This is a genomic window from Microbacterium sp. GW823-FHT02G05 (genome assembly GCF_058797175.1).
Genome location: NZ_JBXAJK010000002.1, coordinates 832,720 through 845,706 on the forward strand (window position 1 = coordinate 832,720; position 12,987 = coordinate 845,706).

The following is a 12,987-nucleotide window of genomic DNA, read 5'->3' on the forward strand; positions in this document are numbered from 1 at the left end:
GCACGGCATAGGCTGGACGCGTGACCATCGAGCGCCTCTCCCCCGGTACCCCTGCCCCTGCTTTCACTCTCCTCGACCAGGACGGCACGCCCGTCTCGCTGTCGGATCTGCGCGGGCAGAAGACGATCCTGTACTTCTACCCGGCGGCGATGACGCCCGGTTGCACCACGCAGGCGTGCGACTTCCGCGACAGCATCGGCTCGCTGCAGGGGGCCGGCTACACGGTCGTCGGCATCTCACGCGATGAGCCTGCGAAGCTTCGGGAGTTCCGCGAGCGAGACGGACTCACCTTCACGCTGCTGAGCGACCCCGACCACACCGTCCACGCGGCGTATGCCGCCTGGGGCGAGAAGATGAACTACGGCAAGGTCATCGAGGGCGTCATCCGCTCGACGTTCATCCTCGACGAAGAGGGCACGATCGTCGAAGCGCTCTACAACGTCAAGGCCACCGGCCACGTCGCGCGTCTGCGCAAGATGCTGCAGATCGACGCCTGAGCGGCGTCAGTGGGTCTCGTCGTCGCTGAGGCGACGGCGGGACTCCTGCGCACCTGCACGGCGTGCGACGCCGATCAGCAGGACCAGTCCCACAAGTCCGGATCCCCCGACACCCAGCACGAACGCCCAGGGTAGCGGCTGCACCGACAGCGCGCTGAAGGCCGTCGCGATCGCGAGGACCTGCACGGCGACGCCGCCGGATCGCGCCCACCCCTTGCCCCGCAACACGCCCACGGCGAAGGCGACGAGGCCGACGCCCGCGATGAGTGTGAGCACGATCAGTGCGATGGCGGTCGGTATGGATGCGGCATTGCCGGCGCCCAGCCCGAAGAGCTCCAGCAGGGCGATGATCACGAGCGCTGCGCCCTCGAGAGCGAGCAGGCCGGATGCCGCCCAGACTAGCGTGGACGCGCGCATAATCCTCCTGATGCAGATGATTCTTGAGGAACTGTGGAAAAACCCTTGATCCTACGCGTTCCATGTACGAGAATAGACCACAGCCATGTGCTCCCACAGCGGCGTGGGGCGAGCGAGAGCTCGCATCACCACCGGGCACGACCCGAATCGTCGCCCGGCTTCGAGCGCGCGTTCGCGTGCTCACCGATTCCACACTGAGGAGCCCCCATGGATTGGCGCGACAAAGCCGCCTGCCTGACCGTCGACCCCGAGCTGTTCTTCCCGGTCGGTAACACCGGGCCAGCTGTCGACCAGATCGAGAAGGCAAAGGCCGTCTGCGCCCGGTGCACCGTCACCGAGATCTGCCTGCAGTACGCCCTCGAGTCCAGCCAGGACTCCGGCGTATGGGGCGGACTGTCCGAGGATGAGCGCCGCGCACTGAAGCGCCGCGCCGCGCGCGCCCGCCGCGCATCCTGACGCACCGCACTTCACGCGAGGGCGGGGAGTGGATGCTGCTGCATCCACTCCCCGCCCTCGCGTCGCATCCCCCTACTTGTTGAGCCAGCGCAGCGGGATGTCGATCGTCACCTCGGTGCCCGCAGCAGCACCGTCGATGTTCGCCGAATGCCAATCAATCGAGCCGCCGAGCTCGCCCTGGATCAGAGTGCGGATGATCTGCGTGCCCAGCCCCTGACCCACGCGTCCCTCCGGCAGACCGTGGCCGGTGTCCGCGACACTGACGCGCAAGTTCGTCGCCGTGCGGACCGCGTCGATCGTGACGAAGCCCTCCTGCCCCGCGAGACCGTGTTCCACCGCGTTTGTGACGAGCTCGGTGAGCGCAAGCGCCAGTGGCGTCGCGTACTCGCTCGGCAGCACCCCGAAGCGGCCGGTGGACTGCGTGCGCGCTCGCGTGTTCGGAGCAGCTGCGACCTCGGCGACAAGCTTCAGCACCCGGGCGAAGACCTCATCGAAGTCGACCTGCTGCGCCAGCCCCTCCGAGAGCGTGTCGTGCACGACCGCGATCGAGGCGACGCGGCGCATGGCCTGCGTCAGCGCCTCGCGCGCCTCGTCCGAATGCGTGCGACGCGCCTGGATACGCAGCAGCGATGCCACCGTCTGAAGGTTGTTCTTCACGCGGTGGTGGATCTCGCGGATCGTCGCGTCCTTGGTGATGAGCTCCTGCTCCTGGTGACGCAGCTCGGAGACATCCCGGCACAGCACGATCGCGCCGATCCGCGTGCCGCGGTCGCGCAGCGGAATCGCACGCAACGACACCGTCACCCCGCGCGCCTCCATGTCGGTGCGCCACGGCGCACGGCCTGTGACGACGACGGGGAGCGACTCGTCGACCTGGTGCGTCGAGGGCAGAATGCGCGTGGTGACCTCGACGAGCGACTCCCCCTCGAGCTCGTCATCGAAGCCCATGCGGTTGAACGCCGACAGCGCGTTCGGGCTCGCGAAGGTGACCATCCCGTCGACGTCGAGGCGGATCAGCCCGTCCGACGCCCGCGGAGCGCCGCGGCGCGGAGACGTGGGCGCGGAGAGGTCGGGGAACTCGCCCGTGGCGATCATCCGGCAGAGGTCGTCGGCACACTCGTTGAAAGTGATCTGCTGACGCGACGGCGTACGAGCGTCATTGAGGTTCGTGTGGCGCGTGAGCACGCCGATCACCGCGGGCACCTCGCCGTCCTTCGTGCGCTCGCGCACGATCGGCACGGCACGCACGCGCGTCGGAGTCTCTTCGAACCAGTCAGGTGAGGATGAGTCGACGATCTGAGCTGAGTCGAAGGCGCCCTGCACCTGCGTGCGCCACTGCGGACGCACCTGATCTCCGACGATGTCGCGATAGAACAGCGTTGCCGCGCTGCTCGGTCGCGTATGTGCGACCGCGACGAAGGAGCCATCCGCTGTCGCCACCCAGATGACGATGTCGGCGAAGGCGAGATCGGCGATCAGCTGACCGTCGCCGGAGAGGCGGTGGAGCCATTCGACGTCAGCGTCGTTCAGGCGTCCCTGGGCATGCACAAGGTCACTAAGTGTTGACACCCTCCCAGCCTAGACGCTGGGTGATGTCGTCCTCCTGCGCGCGCTTCCGCTGCCTGCCGTACCGCTCTCGGCCGAAGCGAGCGGAAGGCACCTACGCCGTGATCGCCAGCTCGTCGGGGTGCAGGGCATGCGCGAGTGACTCCCCCGCGACGATGCGGCGCACCTCGTCGAGCGCAACCTCCGCGAGGCGCCCGAGCTCGACGCCGAGCGAGCCGGCGATATGCGGGGTGAGCACCACGTTGTCGAGTCGATAGAACGGATGATCCGGTGCCAGCAACCAGGGAGTGGTGACGTCGAGCACGGCGAAGAGCTCTCCCGCCACCAAACGCCGAAGCAGAGCATCCTGATCGACGATCTCTCCTCGGGCCGTGTTGATGAGCGTCGCCCCCGGACGCATCGAATCGATCCCCGCGGCGTCCAGCAGCCGACGTGTGCTCGGCAGACTCGGCGCGTGCACGGAGACGACATCCGAGGTCGCTAGCAGCTCTGCGAGCCCCAGACACCGCACGCCGATGTTCCGGCTCTCCTCCTCCGAGAGGTAGGGGTCGTAGACGACGAGTTCCAGATCGTATGGGCCGAGAAGCTCGATCACCTTGCGTCCGATCTTCGACGCTCCCACGATGCCGACCCTCTTGCGGTAGTTGCCGAGACCAGGAAACCGGGCTTCGACATCGAACTCCGTGCGCAGAGCCCGGTAGTCCGCGGCGATCGGCAGGACGTGCTTGTTCGCCAGGACGACCATTGCCGCCGTGTACTCTGCCACCGGTACGGCATTCGCTCCAGCCGCGGAGCTCACCATGATGCCTCGTTCCCACACTCCATCGCCGACGATCGACTTCACGCTCCCCGCGGAGTGGACGATCGCGCGCAGACGCGGCGCGCTGGCCAGCGCGGCGTCGTCGATTCGAGGACTGCCCCATCCGGTGACGAGCACATCGACCTCTGCGAGTCGCGATCGCGCACTGTCGGAGTCGAAGTCCGTGAAGAGGCCGACATCGTCGGCGATCTCCGCGAAACCGGCGCGGACCCCCTCAGGGAAGACGCGCGCCAGCACTTCGTCGCGCATCGCGAAGCCCACACGCAGCCGCTGCGGGCTCACTTGATGCTTCCCGCCGACAGTCCCGCCCGCCAGAAGCGCTGCAGCAGGATGAATGCGATCACCAGCGGAAGGATCGACAGGAAGGATGCCGTGATGACGATCGGCGAGAAGTCCGGGGATTGCTGCGTGTACCCCTGCCAGAGGGAGATGCCGACGCTGAGTGGGAAGATGTCGGGGTTCTGCAGCATCACGAGCGGCAGCATGAAGTTGTTCCAGATGCCGACGAACTGGAACAGCGCGATCGTCACGAACCCTGGCGTCAGCATGGGCACCGCAATGCTGACGAAGGAGCGGATCGGGCCCGCACCGTCCACCCGCGCGGCTTCGAGCGTCTCATCCGGAACATAGCCCTCGCAGAAGACCCGCGCGAGGTAGACGCTGAAGGGGTTGCAGAGGACCGGGATGATGACCGCGAGCGGATTGTTGGTGAGACCCGCGGAGGCCGCGAGAAGATAGAGCGGAATGACCGTGGCGGTGTTGGGGATGAGCACACCGATCAGAACGGCACCGAAGAGCACCCCCCGGCCGCGGAAACGGAACTTGTCGAAGGCGTAGCCGGCCGCGAGCGAGATGAAGCCACCGACGATCGCACCGATCCCGGCGTACATCACGCTGTTCGCGATCCAGCGCAGGAAGATCCCATCGCTCTGGGCGAGCACGGAGGCGATGTTCTCCCAGAAGGAGAACTTGGTGATCGTGAAGACTCCGGAGCCGAAGAAGTCAGCAGCATTCTTCGTCGTCGCGAAGAGCAGCCAGACGAGTGGCAGCACCATGTAGGCCGATCCCAGCACGAGCATGGTGTTGACGCTGATCGTCGAGGCCAGGCTGTGACCGAGTGCGCCGTTTCGACGGCGACGACGTGGCCATTCGGACGGCGCGGTCATCCTGCCGGATGCACGTTCATTCACGCGCTCAAGTGTCGTGGTCATCAGCTGCGCCCCTTTGCGGCGAATCGGGTGACGAGCCAGGACAACGATCCTGCCAAGAAGGCGAGGATGATCGAAGCCGCGGCCGCCTGCGGCAGGTTGTTGCGGTTGAAGGCGGCGTCGTATGCCCACATGTTGGGAACCCACGTGCTGGTGACCGACGTCGTCGCCATTGTCAGAATCTGCGGTTCGGTGAACATCTGCAGCGAGCCGATCACCGTGAACAGCAGCGAGACACCGAGGGCCGAGGTGATCAGCGGTGCCTTGATCGAGATCGCGGAACGCAGTTCGCTCGCACCATCCACCCGTGCGGCCTCGATGACCTCGCGAGGTACCGCTTGCAGGGCGGTGAAGAGGATGATGACGTTGTAGCCGGTCCACGACCAGACCGAGATGTTCACGATCGACGGCAGCACCATCTCCGCTGACAGGAAGTTGAGCTGGATGCCACCGGAGGCGAGCACCTGCACGATCGGACTCACCCCCGGCGTGTACAAGTAGATCCAGATGAGCGCAGCGATCACACCCGGCACAGCGTGCGGCAGGAAGAGGAGAAGCTGAAACAGACGCTTCGCCTTCGCCACCGCGGCGTCGAGCAGAAGAGCGAAGAGCAGTGCCGTGGCCAGCAGGATCGGCACGTAGATCACGCAGTAGAGCGCGAGCCGGCCGAAGCCGCTCAGGAACGCCTCGTTCGAGAGCACTGTGATGTAGTTCTCGAGGCCGGCGAACACCGTCTCGGCGCCGCCGAAGCCGAGTCCTTCGCGCTTCTCGATGAACAGGCTCAGACCGATCGCGTAGGCGACCGGGGCGACCATCGTCAGAAGGAAGAGCGCGAAGAACGGCGTGAGGAAGATGGCGGCCGTGCGGCCACCGGTACCCGGGATATGGCGTCGCCGAACGACGGGCACCCGCGTGCGAGTCAGGGAGGACATCTGCGTGACTTTCATTCGATCGGATGCGACGGGGCGATGCCCCGTCGCATCCGGAGGGACTACTCGGTGATGTTCAGACCCAGCTGCGCCAGCTGGTCGACGGTGGCCACCTGAGAAGTGTCGAGGGCATCCCCCAATGTGCGGCCGGAGCCCACCGTGCTCAGCGAGTCCTTCAGGGCGGTGCTGCTGACTTCCCAGTTGGGACCCCAGGTCCACCCCGTCGAGAGGTGACTGTATGACTCGGCGAACGCCTCATAGATGTCATTCGCGAAGTACTCGGCGGGGAATGTCTCTGCCGCGACCTCGGCGAGGCCGGGGTATGCCGGGAACGCGCTTCCGACCTCACCGCGAGCAGCAATGCCCTCACGTGTGCTCGTCGCCCATTCGATGAACTTCGCAGCGGCCGCCGCGTTCTTCGAGTTCGAGGTGATGGTGAAACTCGATCCGCCATAGAACGCGCTGGACTCCTTCTCGCCCCAGTTCGGTGCGGGGGCGGCAACCCACAGCCCAGCGTGTCCCGCGGCCTCCGTGCGGGTCTTCAGCCCAGCCGCACTCCAGACGCCGCCGACCCACGAGACCATGGCTCCGCTGTTGAGATCCGCGGTCCACTCGTCACTGAACGCCACGCCGACCTTGACCAGCCCTTCATCGATCAGGCCCTGCCAGTAGTCCGCGACCTTCTGCGATGCCTTGTCGTCGATCCCGATCTTCCACGCGTCACCCTCGACCGAGAACCACTTGCTGCCGCCCTGCCAGGCGAGTGCGGCGAGCGCCAGCGGCTCGTTGGGTGCGAACGTCGTCATGTACGCATCCGGATTGACGGTCTTGATGGCGCGTGCTGCCGCCTCATACTCCTCCCAGGTCGAAGGGACACCCACGCCCGCGGCTTCGAGCAGATCCTGACGGTAATACACCATCAGCGGCTGAGCGTCGTACGGGACGCCATAGGTCTCCTTCGCGAATGTGGTGAGCTCAAGGATCTCCGCGGGGTACTTCTTCAGCTGACCAGCGGGGACGAGGCCGTCGATCGGGATGACAGCGCCAGCCTGGGCGAAGCCCGGGAGTCTGTCGTATTCAATCGTCACGATGTCCGGTCCCGTGTTGGACTTGATCGCTGCCGAGAGCTTCGTGTAACCGCCGTTGGCGGCATTCGGAATCTGCTCGAAGTTCACGACGATGTCGTTCTGCGCGGCGTTGAACGCCTTGGCGACGTCTTCCATGCCGCGCAGCGTGGACCAGAACGTGACCTCTCCGGATGGGGCAGGTGCTGTGGTCGGCACTTCGCTCTCAGCGGGTGCGCTCGCAGTAGACGCGCATCCGATGAGAAGTGATCCCGTCGCGAGCAGTGCAAGGGTCGCGGTCAGGGGGCGACGCAGGTTCATGGAATCTCCTTTGAAGTCAGAACGATGCGGGTAGGACCACTGAATCGCAGGATGGGAGTGTTCGACAAGTCCACGTGCATTAATCGAACAATAACGAACAGAAGTGAGAGTTCAGGATGTCTCTCGGGCGACGAGCGCCGGCAGCATGAGCGTTCTGGTGACGGCCTGGGCGGGCTGATTCGCCGTGCGGATCCGTTCCATGCACAGGCGCAGCGCCGAGTGCCCGAGGTCATATTTCGGCGGCGCGACGGCCGTGAGCGGAATCGACGCGAGTGCGGCGATCTCATCGTCGTATGCAACGATCGCGAGGTCATCGGGCACGCGGACGCCACGGTCTGAGGCGAGATCGACGAGCGCGATCGCCTCTACGTCTCCGAGGACCAGCGCCGCCGTGATCTCCTGCTCGGCAACCTCCGCCAAGAGCCGCTCCAGACTGTCGACGACGTCGTTGCCGTTCTCCACTCCCGGCAGGTGCCAGTCCAGGCGCGGCTCGTGATTGCCCAGGCGGTCGAGCGTACGACTGTACCCCTCGCGCAGGCCGACCGTCGTGGGCGCATCCCGGGCAACGAGAGCGATGCGTCGATGCCCGCGATCGATGAGATGCCGAACGGCCAGCTCTGCGCCATAGGCATGGTCGCTGCGCACAGATTCGAGATGTCCAGCAATACGCTCGTCGATCGCTCGTTCGACAACGACGACCGGAATCGCCGCCGAGAGCAGCAACTCAAGCAAGGGGGATCCCTCCTGAAGCGGACGCGCAGTGGTGATCATCAGCGCATCCACGCCGAGCGCAATGAGCCTGCGCGCCTGTCGGAGCTCTTCACGCGAAGAGTAGTTGGTTGCTCCGAGCACGAGGCGACAGTTCATCTGCTGAGCGGCATCTCGCGCTCCACGGATCACAGGCGGGTAGTAGTACGACGCCGAAGGGACGATCATTCCAATCGTCGCGATCGGACGCTTGGGCGTACCGTCTCGCGACGACGACCTCTGCCGTTCTTTGTCCACGGCGATCGACACGGCTCCGCCGTGCACGCGAACCAGTCTTCCCGCACGCTCCAGCTCTGCCAGGTCGCGGCGAAGCGTCATCAACGAGACGCCAAGCTGCAGAGCGAACGAGGATACTGTCAGTGTTCCTCGCAGGTCGAGTTCGCGAAGAATCGCGTCGTGACGAGCAGCAGCGATCAATCGGAACCTCCATGATCGAATATGTTCGATTTCTGACGACCATATCTCTCGATAGTGCCACTGTCCACAACGTCATCCTCATTCGGAAGGATTCATCGTGGCTCACAGCTCGTCGACCACCGGACCTTCCGCGCTGCCCCGTGCCACGAGATGCCCCCGCACGGCTTGGCGCGTCGTCTGCAGCAGCCGGTTGGCGCCGCCGACATCGTGCTGGACCAGACGGACGCAGAGAAAGTCGACGATCGCCATCTGCGCGAGCCGACTCGACATCGCGCCGGCGCGAAGTGCGCCTTCCTGCGCGGCTGTCGCGAGCACGAACTGCGCGTGGGCGCCGACGGCGGACGCCGGGAAGTTCGTCACCGCGACCGTCGTCGCCCCCTGCTCGTCGGCCACGGCCAGGAACTCGACCGCTTCGCGGGTCTCCCCCGAGTGCGACACCGCGATCGCGACGCCGCCGGGGCGAGTGACGGCCACGGAGGCCAGCGCGAGGTGCGCATCCGCCCAATGCACGCTCTGCACGCCCAGTCGCTGCAGTTTGATGTGCAGATCGCTCGCAGCCAGGCCGCTCGATCCCACCCCGAAGATGTCGACACGTGGTGCCGAGCGAACGGCACCCACGACGGCATCGAGTGCGGCGAGGTCGACGGTTCTCGCAGTGTCGTCGATCGCACGGGTCTGCTGATAGGCAACCTTGGCGACGACCTCGGCAAGCGAGTCGGATGCCGCGATCTCCGCGTCGGACACCTGGAATACTTGCGCGTCACGGGGGCGCGAAGGCGCCGCAGCAACTGATATGCGAAATTCCTTGTAGCCAGAGAACCCGGCCGCCCGACACATTCGCGCAACCGTGCCCGACGAGGTCCCGCACAGCGCCGCGAGCTCGGAGATCGTCGATTCCACGACGACGAACGGGCGTGCGATGACGGTCTCAGCGACGCGTCGCTCGGATGCGCTGAGCTGCGGGAGCCGTTGCCGCAGCGCGACGATCCCATCGACCATCTCGGCGCTCCTCTCCGTTTCGGACACGGCTCTCGTGTCGCGTCCGACAAATTTTCTCACACTTGAGACAATCTGCGATACTTTTAGTCAGGCGCTTTCTGCGCAACGAGCATCGAGGAGCATCGAGGATGACCACCCCCCTGAAGGCCGAGCCGACCGTCGAGCTACCGCCGACCGAGCAGCGTCTGGCCGCGTCGCACGACCTCGACCTGCAGCCGTCCCTCGGTGTGCTCACCCTCCTCAACGACCAGGACCGCGTGGCCGTCAACGCTGTCCAGGCCGCCCTGCCCCTTCTCGCCACGCTCGTCGACGAGGCCGCGGCGCGCTTCCGTCGCGGTGGCGCCGTCCACTACTTCGGCGCGGGCACCTCCGGGCGGCTCGGTGTACTCGACGCCGCTGAGCTGCTTCCGACATTCAATCTGGAGCCCGGACGCGTGACCGCACACATCGCCGGCGGCGACGCCGCGATCGTCCACGCTGTGGAGAACGCCGAGGATTCGACCGCCGAAGGAGCAGACGCCGCAGCGGGACTCGGCCCCGACGATGTCGCGATCGGACTCGCCGCGAGCGGCAACACCCCGTACGTCGGAGGCGCACTCGAGGCCGCACGAGCGCGGGGCGCATACACCGCACTCATCTCGAGCAATCCGGCGGCCCGCCTGAGCCCGCTCGCAGACATCCACGTACTGCTCGATACCGGCCCTGAGGTGCTCACGGGATCGACACGCCTCAAGGCCGCGACCGCAGAGAAGCTCGTCCTCAATGGATTCTCGACGGCGCTCATGGTCGCCGTCGGTCGCACCTGGTCGAACCTCATGGTCTCGATGGTCGCGACCAACGAGAAGCTCCGCGACCGCACCGTGCGAATTCTCCGTGAGGCCACCGGACTCGACGACGATGCGGCGCGGTCGCAGCTGGCCGCCGCCGACGGCGACCTCAAGATCGCAATCGTCGCGACGCTCTCCGACGCGGGTATCGCGGCATCCCGCGATGCGCTCGCACAGAGCGAGGGATCCGTGCGCACCGCACTCACGTTGCTCGCGACGGCCTGACGATGACCGCGTCGTCGTTCCGCGCCGGTCCTCCCGCACTCGGCATCGACATCGGTGGTTCCGGAAGTCGGATCGCCCTGCAGGCCGCCCCCGGCGCTGCGCGACAGGTGCAGTCGGGAGCGCGCATCTCGATCACCAGCGAAGGCGCCACCGCAGCCGATGCCATCGTCGCCCTTCTGCGCATCGCCGCAGACGCCTGGCCGGACGCGGTCGGGGGCGTCTCGTCACTGGCTGTCGGCGCCACGGGGATCGGCACGCTCATCACGGATCACCAGGCACTGCGAGCCAGCATGTCGCGCGCCGCCAACGAGCTCGGAATCGGACGCGATCACTCCGATCCTGTGCCTGTCACACTGGCGATCGACGCGGTCACGGCGCATCTCGGCGCGCTCGACGGTGCATCCGGAGCGATCGTCGCCCTGGGCACCGGTGCCGTCGCTGTCGGCGGCGATGGGCGCGCACTCTGGCAGCGCGTCGACGGCTGGGGGCATCTCCTCGGCGACTGTGGCAGCGGTGCCCTGATCGGAATGACTGCCCTTCGCACCGCGCTCCGCGCACATGATGGCGTCGACGCGGCCGGCCTCGCGATTCTGGATTCTGCCCGAGCGCGCTTCGGGGATCCGACGTCGTGGCCCGGACAGTTCTACACTCGTGATGACCGCGCAGGAGTGCTCGCCTCGTTCGCCACAGACGTCGCCGCGCTCGCCGCGCACGACGTCACAGCGCGCAACATCCTGCGGAACGCGGGTGCGGACGCCGCGCGCTCGGCGATTGCCGCGCTGGTCTCCGGCGTGGAGCCGCGGGTGTCCCTCACCGGCGGAGTCGCCCGATCCGGAGATGTCTCGCAGTCGTTCACCGAGACCGTTCGGGCGCTGCGACCTGACGCGGAGATCCGCGTTCCGGCAGGCGACCCGCTTGACGGAGCGCTCCTCCTCGCCCGACGAGCGCACGCGCGCGAGCTGCGCGAGGTACCGGGATACCTCTGGGTCTGATCGCGTCGTTCAGAGAATCGCGAGAGTCGTGACGCGCCAGCGCTGATCGAGACCCTCCAGGCGCATCGCGACAGCACGCGTACGCGCCGGCGTCGCCACGATGACCGTGGCCTCGACGATCCCATCGGCCGGCTCGCACGTGCGCGTCGACAGGATCTGGAACACCGGACGGGCCGGTGCGACGCCCCGTGCGCTGCGCGCCCGGGCGGAGAGGTTCGCGCGGACCAGCAGGGAGCGGTACGCGTCCTCGGTGAACCAGCGGATCAGTTGCTCCGCCTCGCGGACACCGCCCAGCACCTCCAGCGCACCTCGCGTCAGGCTTTCGAGGAGCGGCGCGGGGTCGGGCAGGTCTACGGACGACGTCGGCTGTACGGCGAACTGTTCGAGCGTTCTCATCAATGACTCTCTTCAGAAATCGTGTGCGAGCAGTAGAGCATGATGCGAAGTCGCCGCGGGGGCCGCGATCCCAAGAATGTGGATAACCCGTAACGCCCCTCCGACGTCTGCGCCTACTCTCGAATCCGTGGAATGGGATCGTCTCTTCGAGGACCTCGAAGATCAGCTCGCCTCCGGATGGGAGGCGGAGCGCGCTGCGCTGAACGCCGAGTCAGAGCGGCTGCGCATCGCCCGGCTCGATCTGCGTACGCGCGCTCACACGCTCTCCGCCGAAGGCGCAGCCGTCGCCCTGACGCTCGCGGATGCCAGCACCGCCGCCGGGCGGCTGCGGGCGGTCGGCGCGGATTGGCTCGCCATCGAGCCATCTGCCGGTCACGCACTGCTCCTCATGCCCCTTGCCAGCATCACCCTCTGGGCCATGGACCACCCGACCCTTCTCGCGAGCAGCGCACCCAGCGACGGACTCTCGGCGATGCGTGAACGCATGACCCTCGGATTCGTCCTGCGTGATCTCGCTCGACGACGCGTGCGGGTGACGATCCGCATCCGCGGCGGGCTGGAACTCAGCGGCACGATCGACCGGGCCGGTGCGGACCATCTGGATCTCGCGTTGCATGACCTCAACGAGCCGCGCCGCGCACAGGCCGTGCGCGGCTTCCGCGTCGTCCCGTTCGACGCGCTGCTGAGCGTGATGGCCGAACGAGTCGCTCTGGGCGGTGTGCTCGGCTGAGAACCGACGCCGCCCTGCGGGATCAGTTGCCGAAGCGGCTGACCGAGCCCCACACCTCGGGGAAGCTGGCGACCTCTGACTGCTGCCAGAGCGCCATTCGCCGGGAGAGTTCAGACTGCGCCGCGATGTACTCACCGAGGCTGGACTCGTCGATCCGCCATCGAGCCGGAGAGCCCACCTGCATGCCCCGCAGCTGACCTTCCTTGACCAGTGCGATCACGTCGCCCACCTCGAGACTCAGCAGCTCGGCCACCTGAGCGGGGGCCAGGAAGCGCTGGGGAGAGGCGGATGCTTCAGGCATGGCACTCATTGTCCTCTCGTTCGCTCCGCGGGGTTTCGCCACCGATCGACTGTG

The 12,987-nt window shown here is 66.6% G+C and carries 15 protein-coding genes; 5 read left to right on the forward strand and 10 right to left on the reverse strand.

What is annotated here, in order from left to right; all coding sequences use genetic code 11:
* Positions 1-20 precede the first annotated feature (20 nt).
* On the forward strand, positions 21-497 hold the full coding sequence (gene bcp / locus AC1REM_RS14030) for a thioredoxin-dependent thiol peroxidase (RefSeq protein WP_492515161.1): 477 nt from the start codon (positions 21-23) through the stop codon (positions 495-497).
* A 6-nt stretch (positions 498-503) separates the two neighbouring features.
* Here the strand turns inward: bcp and AC1REM_RS14035 are convergent, their stop codons facing one another.
* Positions 504-914 carry a hypothetical protein gene (locus AC1REM_RS14035; protein WP_492515162.1) on the reverse strand — a complete coding sequence of 137 codons (411 nt, stop codon included), beginning with the start codon at positions 912-914 and terminating at the stop codon, positions 504-506.
* 207 nt (positions 915-1,121) lie between these two features.
* Here AC1REM_RS14035 and AC1REM_RS14040 point away from each other — a divergent pair, with 207 nt between their 5' ends.
* Positions 1,122-1,370 carry a WhiB family transcriptional regulator gene (locus AC1REM_RS14040; protein WP_067248175.1) on the forward strand — a complete coding sequence of 83 codons (249 nt, stop codon included), beginning with the start codon at positions 1,122-1,124 and terminating at the stop codon, positions 1,368-1,370.
* 72 nt (positions 1,371-1,442) lie between these two features.
* Here the strand turns inward: AC1REM_RS14040 and AC1REM_RS14045 are convergent, their stop codons facing one another.
* The 7 genes from AC1REM_RS14045 to AC1REM_RS14075 form a co-directional block, all read right to left on the reverse strand.
* Positions 1,443-2,939: a sensor histidine kinase gene (locus tag AC1REM_RS14045; RefSeq protein ID WP_492515163.1), complete on the reverse strand. Its 1,497-nt coding sequence runs from the start codon at positions 2,937-2,939 to the stop codon at positions 1,443-1,445.
* 91 nt (positions 2,940-3,030) lie between these two features.
* On the reverse strand, positions 3,031-4,038 hold the full coding sequence (locus AC1REM_RS14050; RefSeq protein WP_492515164.1) for a hydroxyacid dehydrogenase: 1,008 nt from the start codon (positions 4,036-4,038) through the stop codon (positions 3,031-3,033).
* On the reverse strand, positions 4,035-4,967 hold the full coding sequence (locus AC1REM_RS14055; RefSeq protein ID WP_492515165.1) for a carbohydrate ABC transporter permease: 933 nt from the start codon (positions 4,965-4,967) through the stop codon (positions 4,035-4,037). Before AC1REM_RS14055 ends, AC1REM_RS14050 begins: the two co-directional genes overlap by 4 nt.
* Complete coding sequence (locus AC1REM_RS14060; protein WP_492515166.1) at positions 4,967-5,896, reverse strand: carbohydrate ABC transporter permease; 930 nt, start codon at positions 5,894-5,896, stop codon at positions 4,967-4,969. The genes AC1REM_RS14055 and AC1REM_RS14060 overlap by 1 nt, the downstream gene beginning before the upstream one ends.
* Positions 5,897-5,955: 59 nt before the next feature.
* The gene (locus AC1REM_RS14065) at positions 5,956-7,278 is read right to left on the reverse strand and encodes an extracellular solute-binding protein (protein WP_492515167.1); all 1,323 of its coding nucleotides are present in this window, start codon (positions 7,276-7,278) and stop codon (positions 5,956-5,958) included.
* A 111-nt stretch (positions 7,279-7,389) separates the two neighbouring features.
* The gene (locus AC1REM_RS14070) at positions 7,390-8,463 is read right to left on the reverse strand and encodes a substrate-binding domain-containing protein (protein WP_492515168.1); all 1,074 of its coding nucleotides are present in this window, start codon (positions 8,461-8,463) and stop codon (positions 7,390-7,392) included.
* A 102-nt stretch (positions 8,464-8,565) separates the two neighbouring features.
* Positions 8,566-9,462: a MurR/RpiR family transcriptional regulator gene (locus tag AC1REM_RS14075; protein ID WP_492515169.1), complete on the reverse strand. Its 897-nt coding sequence runs from the start codon at positions 9,460-9,462 to the stop codon at positions 8,566-8,568.
* Between the two features lie 128 nt (positions 9,463-9,590).
* On the opposite strand from AC1REM_RS14075, the gene AC1REM_RS14080 reads away from it, so the two are divergent.
* Positions 9,591-10,514, forward strand: a complete 924-nt coding sequence (locus AC1REM_RS14080) for an N-acetylmuramic acid 6-phosphate etherase (protein ID WP_492515170.1) — start codon at positions 9,591-9,593, stop codon at positions 10,512-10,514.
* A gap of 2 nt (positions 10,515-10,516) precedes the next feature.
* Positions 10,517-11,506, forward strand: a complete 990-nt coding sequence (locus AC1REM_RS14085; protein ID WP_492515171.1) for an N-acetylglucosamine kinase — start codon at positions 10,517-10,519, stop codon at positions 11,504-11,506.
* 9 nt (positions 11,507-11,515) lie between these two features.
* Here the strand turns inward: AC1REM_RS14085 and AC1REM_RS14090 are convergent, their stop codons facing one another.
* A complete protein-coding gene (locus AC1REM_RS14090) occupies positions 11,516-11,902 on the reverse strand; it encodes an Rv3235 family protein (RefSeq protein WP_204937710.1) in 387 nt (128 codons plus the stop codon).
* A gap of 127 nt (positions 11,903-12,029) precedes the next feature.
* Between AC1REM_RS14090 and AC1REM_RS14095 the strand changes: the two genes are divergently transcribed.
* Entirely contained in the window at positions 12,030-12,632 is a 603-nt protein-coding gene (locus AC1REM_RS14095; RefSeq protein ID WP_492515172.1) for a hypothetical protein, read from the forward strand.
* Between the two features lie 22 nt (positions 12,633-12,654).
* Here AC1REM_RS14095 and AC1REM_RS14100 read toward each other — a convergent pair whose 3' ends face one another.
* On the reverse strand, positions 12,655-12,933 hold the full coding sequence (locus AC1REM_RS14100; protein WP_492515173.1) for a helix-turn-helix domain-containing protein: 279 nt from the start codon (positions 12,931-12,933) through the stop codon (positions 12,655-12,657).
* Positions 12,934-12,987: the final 54 nt, after the last annotated feature.

Excerpts from the sequence above, each read along its gene's own strand:
- AC1REM_RS14035 (WP_492515162.1), bottom strand. The coding sequence starts at position 914 with ATGCGCGCGTCCACGCTAGTCTGGGCGGCATCCGGCCTGCTCGCTCTC.
- AC1REM_RS14040 (WP_067248175.1), top strand. The coding sequence starts at position 1,122 with ATGGATTGGCGCGACAAAGCCGCCTGCCTGACCGTCGACCCCGAGCTG.
- AC1REM_RS14055 (WP_492515165.1), bottom strand. The coding sequence starts at position 4,967 with ATGACCACGACACTTGAGCGCGTGAATGAACGTGCATCCGGCAGGATG.
- AC1REM_RS14060 (WP_492515166.1), bottom strand. The coding sequence starts at position 5,896 with ATGTCCTCCCTGACTCGCACGCGGGTGCCCGTCGTTCGGCGACGCCAT.
- AC1REM_RS14065 (WP_492515167.1), bottom strand. The coding sequence starts at position 7,278 with ATGAACCTGCGTCGCCCCCTGACCGCGACCCTTGCACTGCTCGCGACG.
- AC1REM_RS14075 (WP_492515169.1), bottom strand. The coding sequence starts at position 9,462 with ATGGTCGATGGGATCGTCGCGCTGCGGCAACGGCTCCCGCAGCTCAGC.
- AC1REM_RS14080 (WP_492515170.1), top strand. The coding sequence starts at position 9,591 with ATGACCACCCCCCTGAAGGCCGAGCCGACCGTCGAGCTACCGCCGACC.
- AC1REM_RS14085 (WP_492515171.1), top strand. The coding sequence starts at position 10,517 with ATGACCGCGTCGTCGTTCCGCGCCGGTCCTCCCGCACTCGGCATCGAC.
- AC1REM_RS14090 (WP_204937710.1), bottom strand. The coding sequence starts at position 11,902 with ATGAGAACGCTCGAACAGTTCGCCGTACAGCCGACGTCGTCCGTAGAC.
- AC1REM_RS14100 (WP_492515173.1), bottom strand. The coding sequence starts at position 12,933 with ATGCCTGAAGCATCCGCCTCTCCCCAGCGCTTCCTGGCCCCCGCTCAG.